General features: G+C 70.9%; 22 protein-coding genes. 9 read left to right on the top strand and 13 right to left on the bottom strand.

The window, feature by feature from the left end; genetic code table 11:
* Positions 1-32: 32 nt before the first annotated feature.
* The 6 genes from Msi02_RS36840 to Msi02_RS36815 form a co-directional block, all read right to left on the bottom strand.
* A complete protein-coding gene (locus tag Msi02_RS36840) occupies positions 33-2,258 on the bottom strand; it encodes a rhamnogalacturonan lyase family protein (protein WP_204052422.1) in 2,226 nt (741 codons plus the stop codon).
* Positions 2,259-2,472: 214 nt separating this feature from the next.
* Entirely contained in the window at positions 2,473-3,516 is a 1,044-nt protein-coding gene (locus Msi02_RS36835; protein WP_204052421.1) for a LacI family DNA-binding transcriptional regulator, read from the bottom strand.
* Between the two features lie 198 nt (positions 3,517-3,714).
* The gene (locus Msi02_RS36830; RefSeq protein WP_204052420.1) at positions 3,715-5,046 is read right to left on the bottom strand and encodes a family 43 glycosylhydrolase; all 1,332 of its coding nucleotides are present in this window, start codon (positions 5,044-5,046) and stop codon (positions 3,715-3,717) included.
* A gap of 735 nt (positions 5,047-5,781) precedes the next feature.
* Positions 5,782-6,441, bottom strand: a complete 660-nt coding sequence (locus tag Msi02_RS36825; RefSeq protein ID WP_204052419.1) for a response regulator — start codon at positions 6,439-6,441, stop codon at positions 5,782-5,784.
* The gene (locus Msi02_RS36820; protein WP_204052418.1) at positions 6,438-7,598 is read right to left on the bottom strand and encodes a sensor histidine kinase; all 1,161 of its coding nucleotides are present in this window, start codon (positions 7,596-7,598) and stop codon (positions 6,438-6,440) included. The genes Msi02_RS36825 and Msi02_RS36820 overlap by 4 nt, the downstream gene beginning before the upstream one ends.
* The gene (locus Msi02_RS36815; RefSeq protein WP_204052417.1) at positions 7,598-8,428 is read right to left on the bottom strand and encodes a CPBP family intramembrane glutamic endopeptidase; all 831 of its coding nucleotides are present in this window, start codon (positions 8,426-8,428) and stop codon (positions 7,598-7,600) included. The genes Msi02_RS36820 and Msi02_RS36815 overlap by 1 nt, the downstream gene beginning before the upstream one ends.
* Positions 8,429-8,741: 313 nt before the next feature.
* Between Msi02_RS36815 and Msi02_RS36810 the strand changes: the two genes are divergently transcribed.
* Positions 8,742-8,882: a hypothetical protein gene (locus Msi02_RS36810; RefSeq protein WP_204052416.1), complete on the top strand. Its 141-nt coding sequence runs from the start codon at positions 8,742-8,744 to the stop codon at positions 8,880-8,882.
* Positions 8,883-8,887: 5 nt separating this feature from the next.
* On the opposite strand, the gene Msi02_RS36805 is transcribed toward Msi02_RS36810, so the two are convergent.
* Both Msi02_RS36805 and Msi02_RS36800 read right to left on the bottom strand, forming a co-directional pair.
* Positions 8,888-9,277, bottom strand: coding sequence for a winged helix-turn-helix transcriptional regulator (locus tag Msi02_RS36805; protein ID WP_204052415.1), 390 nt, complete (start codon positions 9,275-9,277; stop codon positions 8,888-8,890).
* A 318-nt stretch (positions 9,278-9,595) separates the two neighbouring features.
* Positions 9,596-10,150: an NADPH-dependent FMN reductase gene (locus Msi02_RS36800; RefSeq protein ID WP_204052414.1), complete on the bottom strand. Its 555-nt coding sequence runs from the start codon at positions 10,148-10,150 to the stop codon at positions 9,596-9,598.
* Between the two features lie 361 nt (positions 10,151-10,511).
* Here Msi02_RS36800 and Msi02_RS36795 point away from each other — a divergent pair, with 361 nt between their 5' ends.
* The 5 genes from Msi02_RS36795 to Msi02_RS44140 all read left to right on the top strand — a co-directional run bounded on the left by Msi02_RS36795 (position 10,512) and on the right by Msi02_RS44140 (position 14,379).
* On the top strand, positions 10,512-11,105 hold the full coding sequence (locus tag Msi02_RS36795; protein WP_204052441.1) for a TetR/AcrR family transcriptional regulator: 594 nt from the start codon (positions 10,512-10,514) through the stop codon (positions 11,103-11,105).
* Positions 11,102-11,962, top strand: coding sequence for an alpha/beta fold hydrolase (locus tag Msi02_RS36790; RefSeq protein ID WP_204052413.1), 861 nt, complete (start codon positions 11,102-11,104; stop codon positions 11,960-11,962). The genes Msi02_RS36795 and Msi02_RS36790 overlap by 4 nt, the downstream gene beginning before the upstream one ends.
* A gap of 140 nt (positions 11,963-12,102) precedes the next feature.
* Positions 12,103-12,441 carry a YciI family protein gene (locus tag Msi02_RS36785; protein ID WP_239109091.1) on the top strand — a complete coding sequence of 113 codons (339 nt, stop codon included), beginning with the start codon at positions 12,103-12,105 and terminating at the stop codon, positions 12,439-12,441.
* A complete protein-coding gene (locus tag Msi02_RS36780) occupies positions 12,438-13,667 on the top strand; it encodes an RNA polymerase sigma factor (RefSeq protein WP_204052412.1) in 1,230 nt (409 codons plus the stop codon). Before Msi02_RS36785 ends, Msi02_RS36780 begins: the two co-directional genes overlap by 4 nt.
* A gap of 577 nt (positions 13,668-14,244) precedes the next feature.
* Positions 14,245-14,379 carry a hypothetical protein gene (locus Msi02_RS44140; protein ID WP_275414209.1) on the top strand — a complete coding sequence of 45 codons (135 nt, stop codon included), beginning with the start codon at positions 14,245-14,247 and terminating at the stop codon, positions 14,377-14,379.
* A 50-nt stretch (positions 14,380-14,429) separates the two neighbouring features.
* Here the strand turns inward: Msi02_RS44140 and Msi02_RS36775 are convergent, their stop codons facing one another.
* Positions 14,430-15,443: an AF_0692 family protein gene (locus Msi02_RS36775; RefSeq protein ID WP_204052411.1), complete on the bottom strand. Its 1,014-nt coding sequence runs from the start codon at positions 15,441-15,443 to the stop codon at positions 14,430-14,432.
* 132 nt (positions 15,444-15,575) lie between these two features.
* Here Msi02_RS36775 and Msi02_RS36770 point away from each other — a divergent pair, with 132 nt between their 5' ends.
* Together Msi02_RS36770 and Msi02_RS36765 are read left to right on the top strand one after the other, a co-directional pair.
* The gene (locus Msi02_RS36770; protein WP_204052410.1) at positions 15,576-16,700 is read left to right on the top strand and encodes a sensor histidine kinase; all 1,125 of its coding nucleotides are present in this window, start codon (positions 15,576-15,578) and stop codon (positions 16,698-16,700) included.
* Positions 16,688-17,350, top strand: coding sequence for a response regulator transcription factor (locus tag Msi02_RS36765; RefSeq protein ID WP_204052409.1), 663 nt, complete (start codon positions 16,688-16,690; stop codon positions 17,348-17,350). Before Msi02_RS36770 ends, Msi02_RS36765 begins: the two co-directional genes overlap by 13 nt.
* Before the next feature lie 45 nt (positions 17,351-17,395).
* Here the strand turns inward: Msi02_RS36765 and Msi02_RS36760 are convergent, their stop codons facing one another.
* From Msi02_RS36760 to Msi02_RS36750, 3 genes are read right to left on the bottom strand one after another with little or no spacing between them, the layout of a single operon-like run.
* Positions 17,396-18,418, bottom strand: coding sequence for a TolB family protein (locus tag Msi02_RS36760; protein WP_204052408.1), 1,023 nt, complete (start codon positions 18,416-18,418; stop codon positions 17,396-17,398).
* A 23-nt stretch (positions 18,419-18,441) separates the two neighbouring features.
* The gene (locus tag Msi02_RS36755) at positions 18,442-19,734 is read right to left on the bottom strand and encodes an MFS transporter (RefSeq protein WP_204052407.1); all 1,293 of its coding nucleotides are present in this window, start codon (positions 19,732-19,734) and stop codon (positions 18,442-18,444) included.
* 4 nt (positions 19,735-19,738) lie between these two features.
* Positions 19,739-20,599: an alkaline phosphatase family protein gene (locus Msi02_RS36750; RefSeq protein ID WP_204052406.1), complete on the bottom strand. Its 861-nt coding sequence runs from the start codon at positions 20,597-20,599 to the stop codon at positions 19,739-19,741.
* Positions 20,600-20,894: 295 nt separating this feature from the next.
* On the opposite strand from Msi02_RS36750, the gene Msi02_RS36745 reads away from it, so the two are divergent.
* A complete protein-coding gene (locus tag Msi02_RS36745) occupies positions 20,895-21,503 on the top strand; it encodes a hypothetical protein (RefSeq protein ID WP_204052405.1) in 609 nt (202 codons plus the stop codon).
* A gap of 165 nt (positions 21,504-21,668) precedes the next feature.
* On the opposite strand, the gene Msi02_RS36740 is transcribed toward Msi02_RS36745, so the two are convergent.
* Positions 21,669-22,118, bottom strand: coding sequence for a MarR family winged helix-turn-helix transcriptional regulator (locus Msi02_RS36740; RefSeq protein ID WP_239109097.1), 450 nt, complete (start codon positions 22,116-22,118; stop codon positions 21,669-21,671).
* Positions 22,119-22,130: the final 12 nt, after the last annotated feature.

Below are 22,130 nucleotides of genomic sequence, written 5' to 3'. Positions count from 1 at the left end.
ATCGTGGCGAGGCCGGGGACCGATGACAGCGGTCAGCGCAGGTAGACCTTGGGCTGGGGCGGGGTGGACATACCGTCGCCGATGAAGAAGCTCGGGTGCAGCGGCTGGTTGTAGGCGGTGTTCTGCCAGGCCAGGGCGACCCGATACTGCGGGTCGTGCAACAGGGTGTGGATCTTGACGGTGGTGACGTCGGGCGTGGAGTAGATCCGCAGGGCCCGGTTGTCGGTGGTGGGCCAGACGACCTCCTCGCGCCAGTCGCCGAGGATGTCGCCCGACAGTGAGGGGGTGGACTTGGTGCCGTTGTTGGAGTGCACGTTCGAGCCGGTCAGCAGGCGGGTGTCGGAGCCGGTGCCGTACTTGTCGATGTGGGTGCCGTCGAGCAGTTCGCGGACCGGGTCGGCGTCCCACCAGGCGAGGAAGTTCATCGAGCCGGGCTTTCGGCCCAGGGTGGCGCCGCTGGGGCTGCGCAGCGAGCCGTCCCTGGCCGACCAGGACTCGGCGCCGGGGCTGCCTGCCCAGATGTCGGCCGACACGCCGCGGCCGTTGTCGCCGCCGGAGGCGGTGGACCACAGCACCTGACCGGTGCGGGCGTCGGCGAACCAGGAGCCGGGCTTGCTGCTGTCCTCGTCGACCTTGAACTCCTCCAGCCCGGGACGGGAGGGATCGAGGTCGCCGACGTGCATGGCGTCGCCGTGGCCGTTGCGGGTGTTCCACAGCGCGGAGCCGTTGTCGTTGATCGCCATCGCGCCGAAGACGATCTCGTCCTTGCCGTCGGCGTCCACGTCGGCCACGGCGAGGTTGTGGTTGCCCTGGCCGGCGTACTGGCTGCCGGCGGAGTTGGAGTCGAACTTCCACCGCTCGACCAGGGAGCCGTTGCGGAAGTCCCAGGCGGCGATGACCGTACGGGTGTAGTAGCCGCGGGACATGATCAGGCTGGGTCGCTGGCCGTCGAGGTAGGCGGTGGCGGCGAGGAACCGGTCGACGCGGTTGCCGTAGCTGTCGCCCCAGGAGGAGACCGTCCCGCGCGGCGGGTCGTAGTTGACCGTGGACATGGCCGCGCCGGTACGGCCGTTGAAAATGGTGAGGTATTCGGGGCCGGACAGGATGTAGCCGTCGGAGTTGCGGTAGTCCGCGGAGGCGTTGCCGATGGTCCTGCCGGTGCCGTCGACCGTGCCGTCGGCGGTCTTCATCGCCACCTCGGCCCTTCCGTCGCCGTCGTAGTCGTACACCTGGAACTGGGTGTAGTGGGCGCCCGCGCGGATGTTGCGGCCCAGGTTGATGCGCCACAGCCGGGTGCCGTCCAGTTTGATGCCGTCGATGTAGACGGGGTCGGTGACCCCGGATTGGGAGTTGTCCTTGGCGTTGGAGGGGTCCCATTTGAGCACCAGGTCGAGTCGGCCGTCGCCGTCCAGGTCGCCGACGGATGCGTCGTTGGCGCTGTAGGAGCCGTCCGGCGGGCTGATCGGCACGTCCAGGTAGCCGTTGGCGAAGCGCAGCGAGGTTTCCGAGGCCGGTCCCTCGGTGCCGCCGTTGACCGGGCGCACGGTGTAGGAGGCGTCGGCCGGGGCGCCGGAGTCCAGGTAGTTGGTGGAGTTGATGATGGTTGCGACGCGGGTGCCACCGCGGTAGAGGTTGAAGGAGGTGTCGCGGGACTCGGTGCCCAGCAGCCGCCAGGACACCAGGTTGCCGCTGCCGGAGCGCACGCTGATCAGACCGCGGTCCAGGTTCTCCATCTGTTTCGCCCCGGCGGGGACGCTCGTCGGACTCGCGCTGGGGCTCGCCGACGCGCTGGGCGACGCGCTGGGACTCGCCGACGCGCTGGGCGAGGGCGAGGAGTGGGTGCCGTCGCACACCGTCCCGTTGAGGGAGAAGGACGTGGGGATCGGGTTGGAGCCGTTCCAGGAGCCGTTGAACCCGAAGGCGGTGCTGCCTCCGGAGCCGATGGCGGCGTTGTAGCCGGCGTCGGTGACGGTGACGTTCGCGCCGCTCTGGCTGACGGTGCCGCCCCAGAGCTGGGTGATCTGCTGGCCGGCGCCGAAGGCCCAGGTCAGCCGCCAGCCGTTGACGGCGTCACCCAGGTTCTCGATCGTCACGTTGGCGCCGAAGCCGCCCTGCCACTGGTTGGTGATCTCGTAGCTCACGCGGCAGGCGACGGCGGCGGAGGCGGGTGTCTGTGTGACGATCGCCCCTGCGATCGCCACACAGACGGTGCCGGCGGCCGCCGCGAAGCGGACCGACGGCCGGATTAGACGTTTCATGAATCGTCCAATCTGGTGGGGGGTTGCGGTCGGTGGTGAATGTCACGAGACGCTAGGAACGCGGACGTGAAGGCGTCAAACATGCTTCGGCGTCCCGCCGAAGTGACGGCGAAGGGGGACTTGTTTCGTTTCAGGTCAGCCCGGGGAAGGGCCGCAGCGGAGCAGGTCCCCCGCTTTGAAACTTTCGGAATCCGAGGGGGTCGCCGGCAGGGGGTTATCGGCAGGGCGCTGCCGTGGAGGCGCGGACGATCAGCCGCGGCCGGTAGACGAGGCTCTGGTGCCGGTGGCCGGGGCGGGACTCGTCCATCAGCATCGCGGCGGCGGTCCGCCCCAGCTCCCGCTTGGGCTGCCACACGGTGGTGAGCGGCGGAGCGAGTTGCGGGGCGAAGACCACGTCGTCGTAACCGACCACCGACATCTGCTGCGGTACGGCGATTCCCCGGTCCCGCAGGCCGCTGATCACCCCCAGCGCCGCGAGGTCGTTGACGCAGACGATCGCGGTCGGCCGGTCGGGCAGTCGCAGGATGTGCTCCAGCGCGGCCTCGGCGGTCGCGGCCACGTCAGGGGGAGGCACCCGCACCTCCAGCACCGCACGGTCGGGATCCAGACCCGCCTCCCGGAACGCCTTGCGCACCCCCGTGTACCGGTCGGTGGTCTGCTGCACCTCCACCGAGCCGGTGAGCATGACGACCCGCCGGTGCCCCAGGGAGATCAGGTGGGCGGCGGCCTGCTCACCGCCCGAGACGTTGTCGACGGATACCGAGCACAACCGCCCGTCGCCCCGGTGATCGAGCAGCACCACCGGGACGCCGCGCCCGGACAGGGCGACCAGAGGATCGAGGCCGGTCGCGACCGGCGTGATCAGCACGCCGCGCACTCCCTGCTTCTCCAGCTCTCCCAGGTAGTGCTGCTCGCGGCCCGGCTGCACGTCGGTGCTGCAGGTCGTCAGCATGCACCCGTCCTGCAGCAGCCGGTCCTCCACCCCCCGGCACACCTCGGTGTAGAACGAGTTGGCCAGGTCGAGCACCACCGCGCCGACCAGCGGGCTCGGCACCCCGCGCAGCCGCCTGGCCACGTTGTTGGGCACGTACCCGACCTGCTCCATCGCCGCCAGGACGCGCCGGCGGGTCTCCTCGGCGACCAGCTCCGGATTGTTCAGAACGTTGCTCACGGTCGACGGCGAGACGCCGGCCATCTCCGCGACATGGCGCATGCCGCGGCGGCGCGGCGCGGAGACCTCCGAGGTTTCCCCATCCACAGCAGCACCATATCCACTCCAGCCGGGTAAAAGATCGCGTTATACGGCCAAGTGGACCGATCCGGTCCCGGCCGATGCCGCCGTCCCCGGCGTCCGGGCACCGGGGACGGCGGCGGCTGTGGCGGCGGTGGTCAGTTCCTCGGTTCGCTGGTCCCGAATGTCCAGGTCAGCCGCCAGCCGTTGAAGCTCTCCTGATCGTCAGTAGACGAACGGCCAGCCGGCCGAGTCGTAGCCGATCTTGTTGATGCCCAGCAGGGACGCGCCGTTGTCGGCGTAGTAGTGATAGAAGAGCACGTCACCGTCGCTGTCGTTGATGACCGCCTGGTGACCGGGGCCGTGGATGCCGCCGTGGCCGGCGAGCACCTGCGTGCCCCCGCCGGATGTCATCGCCACGCCGTTGCGGTCCACGTACGGGCCGGTCACGCTTGTCGAGCGGCCGACCATGATCCGGTAGGTGCTGGAAGCGCCCTGGCAACACCTGTCGAAGGAGGCCCACAGGTAGTAGTAGCCGCCGTGCCTGAAGATGAAGGGCGCTTCGATCGCCGTGCTGCCCGGACGCTGCGCGATGCTCCGGACGGTGGTGTCGAGCCGCTTGCCGGTGGCCGGGTCGAGCTGGATGAGCTTGATGCCGCTCCAGAACGAGCCGAAGGTCAGCCACCATCTGCCCTGGTCGTCGATGACGAGGTTGGGGTCGATCGCGTTGTAGCCGCTGGAGGAGTTGGTCGAGATGATCATTCCCTCGTTCGTCCACGAGCCGGAGGCTCCGCTGGTGCTGGTCGCCAGGAAGATCGCAGAGTTGCTCGACCCGAAGGACGAGGCCGAGTAGTACAGGTAGTACCTGCCGTTGTGGTAGGAGATGTCCGGCGCCCACAGGCTCCTGCTGCCACCGGTGTAGGAGGTGGTCCATGGAGCGCCGCCGGGGAAGACCGCTCCGGCGTTACGCCAGGCCGTCCGGTCGGCGGACGTCTTGAGGACGATGTTGTCGCCGGTGTGGGCCAGGAGGTAACCCCCGTCGGGGCGCTTCACCACGCTGGGGTCGTGGACCCCGATGTCGCCGGTCACGCGGCCGGGGTTGGGATAGGACCCCGGAGGGGTCGTGGGCCCGCCCGACGGCGCCGAGGGACTGGGCGACACGGACGGTGACGGTGGGAGCGACGGACTGGGACTCGCGCTCGGTGAGCCGGGAGTGCCGGTGCAGGCGACGCCGTTCAGGGAGAAGGACGCGGGGTTCGGGTTGGCGCCGTTCCAGGAGCCGTTGAACCCGAAGGAGGTGTTTCCGCCGGTGGGGATCTGGGCGTTGTATCCCGCGTCGGCGGCGGTGACGTTGCCGCCGGTCTGGGTGACGGTGGCGTTCCATGCCTGGGTCACGGTCTGGCCGGCGCCGAAGGACCAGGTCAGCCGCCAGCCGTTGACCGCGTCGCCGAGGTTGTGGATCGTCACGCCGGCGCCGAAGCCGCCCTGCCACTGGTTGGTCACCGTGTAGTCGACCCGGCAGGACACCGCCGCCATGGCCGGCGCTGGTGCGGTCATCGCCCCGGCGACCACCGGCAGAAGAACGCCGGAAAGGGCCGCGACCCGTGCCGCCCATCTGGTTGAACCTTGCATTGCCAACCCCATTCGAGTCGGTGGATGAAGGGGGTTCAGACGGTAAGAAGCAGCGGCTCGCGTCGTCAATGAAACGAAGACGATGGGCAATGTTATGGCTAACATCTCGGCGTGATGCCACAGCTCAAAACGTGTTGATCTTTATCGAATCGCAGTGAAAGTTTCAGGAGTACGCGCCACCCGGCAAGTCGGCCTAAACTTTTCAAAGCATAATCGAAATTTTCTTACCTCTCGGGTTGTGTGGCCTCAGACGTAGACGGCCGGGCGGACCTGTGGAACCTTGACGCGACGTCCCCGCCGGGTTCATAGTGATGGCTGTCGAAATCCTCAAGCGGTAGCGGTGCAGCTATGGAGGTCCATGGCATCTCCTCGCGCTCGACTCTGTTAGCGTTAACAACAGTGTGAAATTTTGCTTTCACGTCCCATGGTCGATGCTCGGCATAATTCATTTGATATTGACTCCGCGCGGGCGTGCGGGATCGGCAATATCCGCCGCGGCCAATGTCGCGAGGACGGCGGCGAGTTGAATGCGAGGCATGGCTTGGGGAATGCGCGGTAAAGGTGGTGGCCCCCATGCGGGGGCCGAGAAAGAGCCGGGCCGCGATTTCGCCGCAGGGCGCGGTCAAGAGACCGGCCTCCCACACACCGCACTTGCCGGTTTCAGGTCACCAGGCCCCTGCGGTAGGCGTAGACCACCGCCTGCACGCGGTCACGCAGGCCGAGCTTGGTGAGGATGCGCGACACGTACGTCTTGACGGTCTCCTGGCTGATCACCAACGTCGCGGCGATCTCGCTGTTGGACAGGCCGTCGGCGATGAGCCGCAGCACCTCCAGCTCGCGCGGGGTCAGCGCGGCGTCGTCCGGGGTGCCCTCGGCGGGACGGATCCGCGCCGCGTACCTGCCGACGAGCTGCCGCGTCACCTCGGGGGCCAGCAGCGCGGCACCCGTCGCGACGGTTCGGATGCCGTGCAGCAGCTGCGCCGGTGGGGCGTCCTTGAGCAGGAACCCGCTCGCCCCCGCGCGCAGCGCCTCGTACACGTACTCGTCCAGGTTGAACGTCGTCACCACGAGCACCTTGACGGGATCCTTCACCCCGGCACCGGCCAGCAGGCGGGTCGCCTCGATGCCGTCGAGCACCGGCATGCGGACGTCCATCACCACGATGTCCGGGTTCAGCCGGCGGGCGAGGTCGACCGCGGCGCGACCGTCCCCGCACTCGCCCACCACTTCGAGGTCGGGCTGGGCATCGATGATCGTCGCGAACCCGGTGCGGATCAGCGCCTGGTCGTCGCAGACCAGGACCCGGACCGGCGCGTTCACGATGGGCTCCCCGCGGGGATGCGGGCCCGCACGATGAAGCCGCCGCCCGCCCGCCGACCGGCGTTGAACTCGCCGCCCAGGGTCTCGACCCGCTCGCGGAGCCCGGCGAGGCCACGCCCGCTCCCGCCGGGCGAGCCCGCCGGCGAGCCGGAACCGTCGGTGCCGACCTCCACGATGATCTCCTTCTCGCCGTAGCGCACGCGGACCTCGGTCTGGCTGCCATGGGCGTATTTGAGGGCGTTCGTCAGGGACTCCTGCACGACCCTATAGGCGACGAACTCGGCGCTACCCGCCGATTCCGCCGGGCTGCCCTCTTCTGCGAACTCCACCGGCTGCCCGGCCAGGCGCGTCTGCTCCACGAGCGTGCGAAGTTCGCCGACGGACGGCATCCTGACCTCGGAGTGGTCGGAGTGGTCGGGGTTGAGCAGATCGAGCAGGTGCCGCAGGTCGGCGATGGCCCGCCGGCCGGTGTCGGTGACCGCGCTCAAGGCCGCATCGAGGCGGTCGGGTGCGGCGGTCAGGTAGCGGGCCGCCTCGGCCTGCACGACCATCGCCGTCACGTGGTGGGTCACGACGTCGTGGAGTTCGCGGGCGATGCGGGTGCGTTCGGCGGCGCGGGTGGCCTCCGCGACGCGGCGACGGCGTTCGGCCTCGGCGGCCCGGGTGGAGCGCAGCCAGGCCCCTATACCCCACGCGAGGACCAGCAGCAAGTAGAAGACCACGAATCCTTCCGGCCCCTCGGTCGAGCCGAGCCGGCCGAGGGCGACCGCCAGCGGCACGTACGCCGCGGAGAGGAGGACCACGGTGACGCGCCGGTGACGTTCCAGATGAGCGCCCGCGCTGATGAGCGCGATGGGCAGTGCGGTGCCCGCGAACGCGTGGTAGGTGCGGATCTGGTCGAGGGCGAAGCCGAGCGACACCAGGGCGAGACAGAGGGCCGGCCACCGTCGGCGCACGGCGAGCGGGAGGCCCTCCAGAGCGATCACCACGAGCGCCAGCGCGTCGAAGGGGCGGGCCGGCAGGTCGCCGACCTGCGTCCCCTTGCCGTGGAACGCCGGCAGGAGCGAGATGACGGCCATCAGCAGTGCGAACGGAAAATCCCGGACCGTGACGTCGCACCGTCTCCACAGGTCCGGGACCCGGCGGAGATCGATCACTAGGAGAGCGTAGCGGTCGCGCCGGCCCGGGCGCTGCGCCGGCGGGGGACCAGGTTGCCGCGGCGGCGGGCCAGCCACATGAAGGCGATCGTCAGCAGCGCGCCGAACACGACCGCGTACGCGCTCGCCTCCGGCCCGAACTCGCCGCCGGTGAGCACGGCCGGACCCGACGTCACGCCCTTCAGCAGCCCCTGCGTCGCGCCGTTGCCGGAGACCTCGGTGCCGAAGACGCCGCCCTCGACGAAGTTCCAGGCGAAGTGCAGGCCGATCGGCAGCCACAGGGTGCGGGTCGCGGCGTAGGCGGCGGCGAGCATGCCGCCGGCCTCGATCGCGATGGCGATCGCGCCCCACAGATTGGCGTTCTGGTTGCCCAGGTGCATCAGGCCGAACACCAGGCCGGTCAGCCCCAGCGCGATCCACGTGCCGGTCCATTTCTCGACGATCCGGAACAGGATGCCGCGGAACAGCAGCTCCTCCGTCACCGCGGCGGCGGCCATGAAGCCGAGCAGCCCGATCGCGCCCGTCACCGAGCCGAGGCCCTCGATCCGGTAACCGCCCACGAGAGCGATGTTCACGATGACGGCCGTGAACGCCCCGGCACCGATCAGCATCCCCCGGCCGACGGCGGAGGCGGCGCCCTTCCCGGCCACCTCCACCGGCGCGCGGCGCTCGGACCACCGCACCACCCACGCGTACACGAGCACCGCGAGCACGGCTGTCGCGACACCGAGGACCAGGGTGAGAAACGCGTTCCCCTGTACCGCGCTCACGCCCAGGTTGCCGACGAAGGCGACCGCCGCGACGGGCACCAGCTGCTTCAACAGTCGCATGACGACTCCTTTGCGAGATCCCGCGGCCGGAGCGCCGCGGCTACCCCCGGAACGTTAGGGATTCGCCGACCTGGAATCGTCACCGCACGGTGGACACTCGCGGGTAGCTCGCACGGGGGACAAGCACGTCGTGATCACGCAGGTCCTCCGCCACCCGTGCGGCGACCCCTCGCGTCCTCGGCGGCCGCTCATCCGTCCGTGCTCGGCGGACGGCACGTCCCGTGGGAGGTCGACGGCGCGATCACCTGCGGGGGCGCCGCTGTCCGGTGACGCGGGGTGCCGACAGCGCCGTCGCGGCGGCCGCGACCAGGTGGTGGGACGTGTCCCGATCGCATCGGCAGAGGACGTCGACGCCGCGGTCCGGGCCGTCGCCGTGACGGTCGGAGCGGACGGCTTTTCCTACACCCGCCTGGGCGACGTCGAGCACGGCTTCAAGCTCGGCGAACAGCTGTGAGCCTGCTACCGGCGGGTGCCGGCGTTCCTGTCGTAGGCCGCCCGCGAGGCTGTGATCTTCTCGTGGTTGTTCTCCGCCCACTCCGACAGCGCGCGCGTGGACGTGAACAGTTCCCTGGCCACAGAGGTGGCCGTGTACTCGACCTGCGGAGGCACGGTGGGATACACGGTGCGGACGAGCAGCCCGTCGCGCTCCAGGGTGCGTAGCGTGAGGGTCAGCATGCGGCGGCTGATGCCGGGAATCGTCCGGTGCAGCTCGGCGAACCGGATGGGCCCGCTGCTCGCGGCCGCGATAATCGCCATTCCCCATTTGCTCCCGACCCGGTCGAGGGCATCGCGGAACGCCGCGCACACGTCGGGCTCCACGTCGCCGGGCAGTCGAGATCCTTCTGACATCGCGCTTCCCTCCCCGCTGAGAACGTCAGCCTCGCACGCGACCGGCGCGTGAACAAGCCGCAGCCTCCCCGCCCGGTTCAGCCGGGTGAGCCGGGCAGCGCGGTACGCGGAATCGGCGGCGCCATCGAGGCGTACGGGAAACGGGGGGACAGGAGGGCGTTCCGGGGAATTCGCCGGCCGTTCCGTCTTGTCGTTCCGGTATGGCTGACGAAATCGACGAGAAGACGCGGTCATTTATCCGCGGGAATATTTTTCGGACCTGGCAGGATGTGAAAGGCGCGGGCACCGGACCGGTGCCCGCGCCTTTCACGCCGGGGGTCAGCGGACGGCGGCCAGCGCCTTCGTCCAGGACTCCAACTGGTCCAGCACGCGTGTCAGCTCGGACTCGCGGTGCTCCAGCGGCGTGAACTCGGGGTAGGCCGGGAAATCCGCCGGGACCAGCAGTCCCACCTGCGCGGAGACCGGCGCGATGCTCAGCTCGACCGCCACCAGCTTCAGGTGCTCGACGGCGCGCGCGCCTCCCGCGGCGCCGTAACCGACGAAGCCGATGGCCTTGTTGTGCCATTCGGCGTACACCAGGTCGAACGCGTTCTTCAGCGCCGCCGGCGGAGCGTGGTTGTACTCGGGCGTCACCACAAGGTAGCCGTCGTACCGGCGGACGACCTCGGCCCACCGCTTGGTGTGCTCCTGGGCGTACTGGCCGACGGCGGCGGGGATCGCCTCGTCGTAGAGCGGCAGGTTCTCGTCGGCGAGGTCGACGAGCTCATATTCGGCCTCGGTGCGCTTCGAGGCGATCCGGTGAACCCAGTCCGCCACATCCCGGCCGATTCTGCCCGGCCGTGTGCTGCCGATGACAATGGCGATTCTTGTCATTCTTCAGTCCTTTTCCTTCTGCCTGCTTCGGGATCCTGCACCCGTTCGCCGGCACGCGGAAGAAGGCACATTTCCTTCCCGTGGTCACACGAATGTTCCTTCTGGTGAGAAGCCGCGCCGGCCGGAAGAACTCGCCGAGGAGAAAGGGGCCGGATGATGACGGCAGGAGACCGAGGCGAGGACCGGGCGCCCCCGCTGTGCGCCGACCCGGTGGGCCTGGACACGTACGGCGCCCCTGGGCGCACCGGCAGCGCGATCGTCCGCCTCCTGAAGGGCTTAGAGGAAGCCTTGGGGTCCAAGAAATAGTCTAGTATCACTAGGCAGATCCAAATGGCTCTAGGTGGAGAAGGGCGGCATGCACATGGTGCGGGCCGGGTTGACGGCGGATCGGGTGACGCTCGCCGGTGCCGAGCTGGCGGACGAGGTCGGGCTCGAGCACGTGACCATGTCGGCGGTGGCACGACGACTCGGGGTGAAGGACGCCAGCCTCTACGCGCACGTCCGCAGCCTCGAGGACCTGCGCGGGCGGATCGCGCTGCTGGCGGCGGACGAGAAGACCATCCGCATCGCCGAGGCGACCGCCGGGCGGGCCGGCAAGGACGCACTGGTCGCGTACGCGAACGCATGGCGGCAGTACGCCCACGATCACCCGGGCCGATACACGGCGACGCAGATCCCGATACAGATCGATCCCGAGCTGGTGGCCCGGGCAGCCGGGCCGCGACGCGCCATCGAGCTGACCTACAGCATGCTGCGCGGCTACGCACTGAAGGAACCCGACCTGACCGACGCGGTCCGGCTGATGCGCAGCACGCTCCACGGCTTCACCAGCCTTGAGGCAGCGGGCGGGTTCGCACACGCGCGTCCGGCGGAAGACACCTGGGTCCGCTGCCTCGATGCCCTGCACACCCTCCTGGAGCACTGGCCCACGCACGATGAAGGAGACCAAACGTGACCAGCCCGGCCATCGGCCGCCTACGCGTGGACGGCGCCACTCTGCACTACGAGGTGCGCGGGAAGGGCCCGCTCCTGCTGCTGATCCCCGGCGGCACGGGCGGCGCGGCTTCCTATGACGGCGTCGCCGACGACCTGGCCGCCGACTACACGGTCGCGTCCTACGACCCGCGCGGCATGTCCCGCAGCCCGCTGGACGACCCGGAAGCCCGGCAGCGGGTCGAGCAGCACGCCGACGACGCGTTCCGGCTGCTGGAACTGCTGTCTCCAGGAGTGCCCGCCCGCGTGGTCGGCTGCAGTTCGGGGGCGATCGTCGCGCTGCACCTGCTCACCACTCATCCCGGGCGGATCGAACGCGTCGTGGCGCACGAGCCACCGCTGGTGGAGGTGCTGCCGGACGTCGCCGAGCATCGCGCGCTGCTCGCCCGCGTGCAGGACACGCTCCGCCGGGAGGGGCCGATGCCCGCGGCGGCCGTGTTCGCGGCCGGCATGAGGCGGCCCGGCGCCGATCCCGTCGACGCCAAGGCGGCCACCGAACTGCCCCCGCAGGCGGCGGCCCGAGTGGCGCGGACGATGGCGAACATGCCCTACTTCCTCGGGCGTATCGTGCCGAGCTTCATGGCCTATACGCCGGACGTGGATCGTCTGAAGGCTCTGTCGGACCGGCTCGTGCTCGCCGGGGGAGCGGACTCACGCGGTGAACTGCCCTACCGCCCCGCCGCATTCCTCGCCGAGCGGTTCGGCACGTCGTTCGTCCACTTCCCCGGCGGGCACACGGGCCTCAGCACGCACCCCGCCGAGTTCGGCGAGCTGCTCCGCAAGGTGCTGGAGATCGCCAACGTGCAGGCCGCCTCATGACCGGCAAGTCCCTCCCGTGAGGGCGGCGTGGTAGAAGTCTTGCCGCCGAGTGTCGTATGAGGCGGTCGCCCGTTCGTCTTCCTGTCGAAGGCCGAGCATCGGGGCTCTGCCGGATCGGCAGCGAAGGAAGAGGGGCACCCATGAAGTACGTGCTGATGTTCGTCGAGACCGAGGAGTTCGGCAAGCGACTGGAGGAGATGAGCGATCTGGAGCGCGAGGCCGCCTACGAGGCGGTGGGCCGCTGGTTCGCCGAGAACTCCGACAAGATCACGCATCACATGCATCTGGCGCCCGCGCACACCGCGACCACCGTACGTCTCGGCGACGGCGAGCCCGTCGTCACCGACGGGCCGTTCGTCGAGGGCAAGGAGGTCGTCAGCGGCTACGCCGAGGTGGAGGTGGCCGATCTGGACGAGGCGCTGAAGATGGTCAGGTCCTGGCCGGCCTGCCCGCTGGTGGAGATCCGCCCGGCCTCGTGAGCGGACCGGACGACGGCCGGGGGAGCCGCGAGGCGCTGGCCCGCGTCGTGCGCGAGCACGCGGGCCGCCTCGCGGCGTGCCTGGTGTCGCTGCTGGGCGACTTCTCCGCGGCGGAGGACCTGGTGCAGGACGCCGTGGAGACCGCGCTGCGCCGCTGGCCGGTCGAGGGCGTGCCGGACCGGCCGGACGCCTGGCTGTTCACCGTTGCCCGCCGCCGCGGCCTCGACGTGCTGCGGCGGGAGACGAACTACCGCGCCAAGCTGGCCCAGCTACGGTGGCCCGAGCCGGGAAAGGGCGACGACCGGCTACGGCTGATCTTCACGTGCTGCCATCCGGCGCTGGCGCCGGCGGCCCGGATCGCGCTGACCCTGCGGGTGGTGTGCGGGCTGAGCACCGCGCAGATCGCCGCGGCCTTCGTCGTGCCGGAGACGACGGTGGCCCAGCGGCTCACCCGCGCCAAACGAAAGATCGCCGAAGCGGGCATCCCCTACCGGATTCCGGCCGCAGAGGAGCTGCCCGAGCGGCTTGACGCCGTGCTCGCGGTCGTCTACCTGCTGTTCAACGAGGGCTATCTGTCCAGCACGGGCGAGCGGGCCGAGGCGCGCGACCTGGCCGACGACGCCGAGTGGCTGGCCGCGCTCCTGGCCGGCCTCATGCCGGGCGAGCCGGAGGTGGCCGGGCTGCTCGCGCTCATCCGGCTGCACCGGGCGCGCGGCGCGGCCCGGTTCGACTCCCATGGGCGTCTGGTGCCGCTCGCCGAGCAGGACCGCGACCTATGGGACCGCGCCGCGATCGCCGAGGCGACCGCGTTGCTGACGCGCACCGCCAGGGCTCATCGCCGGCCGGGGCCCTACCAGTTGCAGGCCGCGATCGTGGCCTGTCACGCCGAGGCCGCCGGCTTCGAGCAGACCGACTGGGCGCAGATCCTCGTGTTGTACGACATGCTCCTGGCCGTGGCCCCCTCGCCGGTCACCCGGCTGCACCGGGCCATCGCCCTGCGCTACGTCAAGGGACCCGCGGCCGCGCTGGCGGAGCTGGCCGGTCTGGAGGAGGCCCTGTCCCGCTACCCGCTCCTGCACGCCACCCGAGCCGAACTGCTGCGCGCGCTGGGAGAGACGAGTCAGGCGCGGCTCTGCGACGAGCGGGCGCTGGGCCTGACCGCCAACCCTGCCCAGCAGGCCCTGCTCCACCAGCGGCTGGACCTGACACATGGAGAGTGGCTGTAGCGACCGGCCGGCTGAGCATCACAGCATCGCAGGGGGACCGTTCACTCAACGTGCCGCTGCGGTGGCTGCTGATCGATGAGGGCAGCAGTGGCGTGGACGGCTCCGACGTCCCCATGGCGCTGTGTGCCGAGGTCGACGGGTTGTTCGTCGATCCGGAACCGCCCGCGGCTCCCGAGCACTACACCCTGATCGGCTGCGAACCGGTCGGCTCGCTGCTTGAGGCACTACGACATGCCGGCACCGACCGGGCGTGGCTGGCCCGCGTTGTGCTGGACCCGGTGCACGATCCCCAGGACCGCCCGGGCGGCTGCCAGTCCTACAGCATCGGTTGCTCGTGCATCGGCCCGGCGCCGCTACCTGCGGGCAATGATCCACGCCGTCGACCGCAGCGGGCGCGATGTAGACACGGGCCAGATGGTGTCGGCCACCGTGATCGGATCACGCCCCTCCTCGCTGGGCACCGGCCTCGTCGACGTCATCCTCGACGAAGGGCTCTACGAATCCCTGCCCAGCGGTGCCCGGGAGATCTGGGGTCTCTGGCATGGCGGTCGGCCGACCCGCGCCAACCTGTGGGCCGGTGGCCCGCCGGCACCTCGTGCCGGGCTACGACCGCCCGTCCTACAGCCAACGGAGCTGGAGGCCGGCGATCACCCTGCAGGACCTGCTCGACATCCTCGTCGCCGAATCCGGGATCGACGTCGACATGCGGTGAGCCTCGCCGCAGAGAACAGCTGGTATTCGTGATCTACTTTGTAAAGGCGCTCACAGGAACTGTTCGTCGTTGCTTTTGGAGCGAGGGAGGCCGGTGACCTTGCGGCCCAGTAGGGCCAGCAGGCACATCATGACCAGGCCGACGGCCGCCAGGCCGAGGCGGTCGGCCGCCGTGTCGGTGTTGGAGATCAGGCCGAAGGCGGTGTGGGCGATCAGGGCGCCGGAGGCCAGGGCGAGGCTGTGCCGGTCCGTCCACAGTCCGCCGGCCGTCCAGTGGCGCAGGAGCCACGCGGCGGTGACCGCCAGAACGGCGGCGGCCGACATGGGCACGATCACCCATCCCCCGTGGGTGAAGGCGGGCTGGGTCGCGCCGCCGAAGGGGAACAGCAACGCCAAGTATCCGAAGGCGGCCACGGCGCCGAACACCCCGGCCGCCACGGGCGCGGGCGGGCTGAGCGGGGGAATGCCCGGGCGAGGCTTCAGCCGCAGCCCCGCCGCCGTCAGCAGGACCACGGCAACCGCACAGCCCGCCAGGATCGCCGCCGGCGCCTCGTACCCGGGGTCGATGGACGTCACCACCGTCACCCGCAGCAGCAGCGCGCCGAGGACGAAGACCGTCCCGGCCACGCAGGTGCCGAGCCTGCCCAGGTAGGGCCGGTCGCGCAGGGACGGGACGATCAGGTCGGTCAGCAGGATCGGGATCGCGGCGCTGAAGACCGCGTGGTAGGGGATCTGCAGCTCGGCATAGGCGCTGTTCAGCCCCAGGATCCGGGGTGCCCACCCGGCGGCGCCGTAGATCGTGGGGCTGCTCAGCGCCTGCAGCGCCAAGCCCTCCTCGACGATGCCGTAGGCGGCGCCGAGCAGCAGCACCCCGGTCCAGCCCGTCCCTGCCCGTCGTACCAGCTCGCGCACCAGGACGACGCCCGCGCCGTATATCGGGATCCACAGCAGCAGGAGCCAGGCCATGCGCAGCGGCGGGTTGCCGAGGGTGAACTCGGCCACGAGCGGTGTGATCACCGCGAGGAGCAGTGCGGCCCGGCGGCCGCGCGTCTTGTTCGCCGTCATGCCGTCAGCGTGTTCCGCGCACACCACCCACGTCTGCCGCCCCGGGGCCTGCCCGTGGCAACCCGGGTGACAACCCGGCGCCGACTTTGGTTGCTGCCGTCGGCGGGCCCGTCGTCACTACGCTGGGCGTCCGTGACGGCAGACGTACGGCCGGGCCCCGCCAGGACCCGGCGGGACCGGGCGATCCGGGCGGGAGGGGTCGCCTGCGCGCTGGCCGCGGCGGCGGTCGTCGTGCGAGACGACCTCGGCGCGGCTTCCGGCTGGTACCTGGTCGCGGACGTGGCCGGCGGCGCGGCGGCGTGCGGGGCTCTGTGGCTGTCGCGCCGGTGGCCGGCCACCATGGCGCTCGTGGCCGTGGCGCTTGCGGTGCCCGCGGCCTCGGCGTCGGTCGCGGCCGGCATCGCCACGCTGATGACCGCCCTGTACCGGCGCTCGGTCGTCGCGATCGGCATGGGTGCGGCCTGGGTGGCCGCGACGCTGGCCCGGTTCTGGCTGCGGCCGCCGGGCCTGGCGCCGTACCCGGTGTGGGCGCTGGTCGCGGTGCTGTCCGGGGTGGCGCTGACCGGATGGGGGATGCTGGCGCGGGCCCGCCGTCAACTGGTGCTGTCGCTGGCGGAGCGGGTCCGCAGGGCAGAGGAGGAGCAGCGGCGGCGCGTCGAGCGGGCCCGCCACGACGAACGCCTGGCCATCGCCCGCGAGATGCACGACGTGCTGGCGCACCGGCTGTCGCTGCTGGCGCTGCACGCAGGGGCGCTCCAGTTCAACGCGCGGGCCGACCCCGCGGAGGTGGTCGAGGCGGCCGCGGTGGTACGGTCCAGCGCGCACCAGGCGCTGCAGGAGCTGCGCCAGGTCATCTCGGTGCTCCGTGAGGCGCCCGTCCTGGCCGAGCTGGACCTGCGCACGCTGGTCGAGGAGGTACGGCGGGCGGGTATGGAGGTCGAGGTGCACGACGGCGGCATGCGCCTGCCCGACCTGCCGGGCGCGACGGCGCGGGCGGCCTACCGGATCGTCCAGGAGGGACTCACCAACGCCAGGAAACACGCGCCGGGCAGGCCGGTGACCGTCCGCCTCGACGGCGGGCCGGACCGGGGGCTCGCCATCGAGGTACGCAATGCCGTGGCGCACGCTCCCCGGGGCGAGGGTGCCGGCCTCGCCGGGATGCGGGAGCGGGCCGAGCTGGCGGGCGGCCGGGTGGAGCAGGCCGGGGTGGAGAAAGGCGAGTTCCGCCTGGCGGTCTGGCTACCATGGCCGGTGTGAGCGCCATACGCGTGCTGGTCGTGGACGACGATCCGCTCGTCAGGGCAGGTCTGACGCTGATGCTCAAGGGCGCCGACGAGCTCGTCGTGGTGGGCGCCGTTGGCGACGGCGCCGACGTCGGAGCCGCGGTCGACGCGCATGCGCCCGATGTGGTGCTCATGGACATCCGGATGCCGGGCCTGGACGGGATCGACGCCACCCGGCTGCTGCGGCGGCGGCCCGACCCTCCCCACGTCATCATGCTGACCACGTTCGACGCCGACGAGCACGTCTTCGGCGCGCTGCGCGCCGGGGCCAGCGGGTTCCTGCTCAAGGACACCCCGCCGGAGGGCATCGTGGACGCGGTCCTCCGGGTCGCGGCGGGCGAGCCGATCCTGTCACCCGGCGTGACCCGGCGCCTGATCGCCCACCTGGCGCCGGAGGCGGAGGACCGCCGCCGCGACGACGCGCGCAGGCTGCTGTCCAGGCTCAGCGATCGCGAGCGCGAGGTCGCCGCCGCGGTCGGCCAGGGCAGGTCCAACGCGGACATCGCGGCCGAGCTCCACATGAGCGTCGGCACGGTCAAGAGCTACATCTCTCGCATCCTCGCGAAGACCAACCTGGACAATCGCGTCCAACTCGCCCTCATCGCCCACGACAGTCCGCTCTAGCCGGGCCCGTTTCCCGCACATCGATTTTGAGCGGGGCGGCGGAGTTCACTCGACGACGACGGGGGCGAGCGCCGCGGACAGCAGGCGGCGCGGGGCGCCCGAGCCGTCCGCCGGCGCCGTCCAGATGTCGGCGCCGAAGTCGCCCGGCAGCGCGTAGCCGAGCGTGCGGGCGTCGAGCCACACCGCCTGGTCGTCGACGCTGCGCCGCTCGGCGACCGGGGTCTCCCGCATGGTCCGAAGGTCGAGGACGTACAGCCGCCACGGCGCGTCCTCGGGCAGGCCGGGCACCCGCTTCTTGAACGCGATGCGGGTGCCGTCGGGGGAGAGCGACGGGCACTCCACGTTCTGCCGGACCGTGGTCAGGGTGCGGGCCGCGACGTCGCCGCGCGCCAGCCACGTTCGGCCCCCGGTCGCGAGGGTGACCCAGAAGTGGCCGTCGTCGGCGAAGGTCACTCCCCACAGGTTGACGTCGGCCGCGTGATAGGGACGGCCGTCCTTGAGCACCCGGTAGGTCTCCAGGTTGTCCTGCAGAGACCAGGTGCGCGTGTCCAGGATCGAGGTGCGGGTGGAGAAGTTCGTCCCCGCGTACGAGTCGCCGCTCACGAAGACGGTCCAGGCCGCCATGCGGCCGGACGGGGAGACCCTCGTGCGGGTGGGGATGCCGGCGAGGGGGAACGCCCGCCGTTCCCGCAGTCGCGCGTCGAGCACCACGGCTCGATAGGTGTCGCCCAGCGGGCCGTGCTCGGCCTGGAGGCAGGCGCCGGTGCCGGACGAGGCGTGGAAGCGCAGGCACCGCACGCCGGACGAGACGCGCGGGCCTCCCGGGTCGTCCGCGGGTACGGATACGACCTCGTCGCGGTGCGGACCCCACGCCATCGTCCGGAAGAGCATCCGGCGGCCCTGTCCCGTGGCGAGTGTGACCGCACCCGGACCGGCGGCGGGTTCCCCCGCCCGCGGCAGGCCCCGGCTCTCCGCGCGGGCTGCGGCGTGCACCACCGCCCAGGCGGACAGGCCCCCGAGGAGCAGCACCGCGGCCAGCAGGACCGCCAGGCGAGGTGGGACGGTCACCGGGCTCCTTTCTCGTCGCACGGTCAGCTCGTCCGATGCCGGGAGGGGCACGCGGAGGGACCCGCGGGGGAGCAGGCGGAGGGACGCAACGCGGCGATTGCGATGGGAGTGGAGACCGCCAGCCCCGCCGTTGCGAGGGCCAGCGCCGGGCCGTCGCCCCAGACCGTCCAGGCGGCGCCGAACCCGATCGAGCAGGCGAACCGGGCGAGGGCCTGGCCGGTGCCCACCAGGGCCAGGCCTCTTGCCCTCATCGCGTCCGGCACGACGCCGGCGACCGCGGCCGCCAGCACGCCGTCGGTCGCCGCGTAGAAGGCCCCGTGCAGCACGAGCACCGCCACCACCGCCGGCAGCGGCCCGCCGGGAACGGCCAGCACCAGCCCGTACGCGACGAGCAGCGCAAGGTGCCCGAGCAGGAACAGCCGCCGCCGCCCGATCAGGTCGGCGACGGCGCCGGCGGGTACGGCCAGCAGCAGGAAGGCGGCCGCGGTCCCGAGCGGGAGCAGGGGGAACCACTGCGCGGGCACCTCGAACCTGCGCTGCAGCAGTAGATAGACGAAGGAGTCGCTCACCGTCGTGAGCCCCAGCAGCACCGCGCACGCCGCCAGCCGTGGCAGGCCGGGCATCCGCAGGAGCGCGGGTGCCCGGAGCGGGCCGGAGGGTGTCGCACTCCCGGCGGCGCCCACGCCGCCGGAACGGCCGGGGACGAAGAGCACCAGCACCAGCACGCCCAGCGCGGCGACGCAGGCACTAACCGTGAAGACGGCGTCGTAGCCCTCCGCCGCCACCCCCAGCACCAGGAACGCGAGGACGGGCCCGCAGAGTGCTCCGGCGGTGTCCATCGCCCGGTGCACGCCGAACGCCTGCCCGCGGCGCTCGGGCGGGGTGGCCAGGGAGATGAGGGCGTCCCTGGGGGCGGTGCGCAGGCCCTTGCCCGTACGGTCGAGGGCCAGCACCGCGCCGATCAGCGGCAGGGTGTGGGCGACCAGCAGCAGCGGCTTGCACAGCGCCGACAGGCCGTAACCGGCCACGGCGACCGCCTTGTGCCGCCCGCCCCCACCGTCGGCGAGGTGACCTCCGGCCAGCCTCACCAGGGCGCCGACCCCGTTGTAGACGCCGTCCAGCAGGCCGAAGCCGAGCGGGGACAGCCCCAGCCCGGAGACGAGGTAGAGCGGCAGCACGGCGGTGACCATCTCCGCCGACACGTCCGTGATCAGGCTCACCGCGCCCAGGGCCAGCACGGTTCCCGGAACAGCGGCCCACCGCCGGCCCCGCTGCGGGACGGCGGCGGGCGCGTCGCGACTGTCCGCGAGATACACGCGCTCAGTTCCAGACGCCGGAGATGGCCGACGCCGACGCCGCGTTGCCCGCGTGGCCGGTGCCGTACATGTCCTCGAGGGTGCGCAGCAGGTTGTAGTGGTTGTAGGTGGTGCCGGAGGACGACCCCGCCAGCACCGGCTGGCCGTACAGCACGGTGGCGATGCGGTTGCCGCTCAGCCGGTTGTCCTCGTCGAAGGTGACCACGAGAAGGCTGTTGTGGGTCTTGGCCCAGGTCGCGTACGCGCCGAGGTTGTTCTTCAACCACGTGTCACCGGTCGACACCGAGCAGTCGTGCATGTCGCTGCACAGGTTCGGGACGACGAACGACACCTTCGGCAGTTTGGTGAAGTCGGTGGGGAACTGGGCGAAGGTGTACGCGGTGGACGTCGGCACGTTGGAGAAGCCGAACCAGGGGTTGTGCTTGCGGGCGTACTTGCCGCTGCTGCACGTGGTCGAGCCCTGGCTGGGCAGCGACTCGTTGTAGCTGGCCCAGCTCTTGCCCACGGCGATCAGCTCCGACGCCAGGTTGGGCGCGGAGCTGAAGCCGGGGGTGTAGCAGGAGTCGTCGGTGATGCCCTGCGTCGACCCGGAGAACATGGCGAAGTAATTGGGCTGGCTGGGGTGGGTCTCGGCGTAGAAGGCGGTCAGGTTGGCCCCGCCGCTCTTCAGGGAGTTGATGTAAGGGGCGCTGGAGCTGCCGATGATCTGGGAGTAGGCGTGGTTCTCGAAGACCACGACCACCGTGTGGTCCGGCGTCGGCAACGTGGCCGCCTGGGCGCCGGCGCCTCCGGCGGCCCACAGGCCCAGGGAGGCCGCGGACAGCGTCAAGGCGGTGGCGAGAGCGGTGATCGGGCGGGACGGCATGGCTGTCCTCCACAGGGGGGTGGCTGCGACCAGCTCAGGCTAGGAACACCCCGTGACGCGGACCGCGCGCCCGATGTGAAGGTTGGCCGAACGCTGAGTGAAGCTCCCTGTCACCCGATTTCCGGTACGCCTCGCGGAGCAGATTTCGGAAGCGGTCGCTCGGTCTCGGCGAGCGCGAGGAGTGGACCGGGGAGCCGACGGCGCCGCTGCTCCCAGTCAGCCGCGGTGATCGCGTCATGGCCGGCCAGGTGGATTCCGCGACAGACGATCGAAGATCGTTCTAGGCTGAGGCGCCGTGCATATGCTCAGGGTGATCCTCGCGATGTTCGTCCTCTACGCCCTCACCTTGGGCCCCGCGTCCCCCGTGCCGGGCCGGTTGGTCGTGGAACGCGCGACGTCCGAGGCCGTCGAGGTGTTCACCATGGACTTGACCGATTTCCTCGACGAGCCCTACGACTCGCGAATCGAGCCGTTCAACCATGCCCTGGACGCGGCCATGCAACGCGTGGAGGCACACCCGAAGGACCTCGCCCCGCCGTACCTGCTGAAGCGGCCATACCGGCTGGTCGCTCCGTACATCACCGATCGTGGGCGGGCGCTGGCCGCCGCACCGCTCACCGGTGTCGCGTGGCCCGACCAGGTGCAGACTCCCTTCACGATCATCCCGGTCGTGCGGCAGGTGCGGCACAGCCGGGCGGAGCTCGAGGCCGTGTTGGACGCCGTGATGTCACCGCCCGACGATCCGAGGATCTTGAGCGGCCACATCGACGCCGAGCGGAACCGGGCCGTGATAGAGGTGGACGACGTCGACGTGCGGCTGCGTCGCCGGCTGGCCCGGGAGTACGGCTCCGACCTGATCGCCATCCAGTGGAGCCCGGGAGACGATCACTCGTACTCGTTTTGACGACGACGTCGCAAAGACTGCGATCGGCTTACTTCAGTAGATGCCGGTCACTCCTGCGGTACGCAGGTCCGCGATGCTCCGGCGCTCCCGTACGGGGGGTGTCGTGTCGTCCCGGAGCGGAACTCCGATGGCCGTCATCGTGAGGATGTGCCAACCGAGCCTCGTTCATGCCTGACACCAGTGGGCCGGGTCGTGTGCGCCGAGCAGCCGCGTCAAGGTCGCCATGAGATGGGTGATCTCCGCAGGGTCGAGTGGATCCAGGAGGCGCGCGGTGGCGGTGGCGAGGGCGTCGTCGGCGCGGGTGAGCAGCTCGCTGCCGAGCGCCGTCGGTTCGATGACGCGGCGCCTCCTGTCCTTCTTGTCCGGCGTCCGGCTTATCGCCTCGAGGGCTTCGAGCTTGTCCAGGTACGTGACCAGGTCGCCGGGGTCGAGCGCGAGCCGTTCCGCGACATCGCGCTGCATGAGGGGGCCGCATTCACGGAGGCAGGCAAGAATCCCGTGCTCGGCCTGCGTAAGGCCGACCTCTGCCAATGCCTCGCTGCACGCCCGGCGGGCCATCGTGGCCGCGCGCGCGAGGAGGAACGTGGGCTGTCGGCGAAGGGACTCAGGGTGCATCGACACGACGCC

The organism is Microbispora siamensis (assembly GCF_016863095.1).
Taxonomy (GTDB): domain Bacteria; phylum Actinomycetota; class Actinomycetes; order Streptosporangiales; family Streptosporangiaceae; genus Microbispora; species Microbispora siamensis.
The sequence above is the reverse complement of the archived record's forward strand: the minus strand, read 5'-3'. Positions and strand labels throughout refer to the sequence as shown.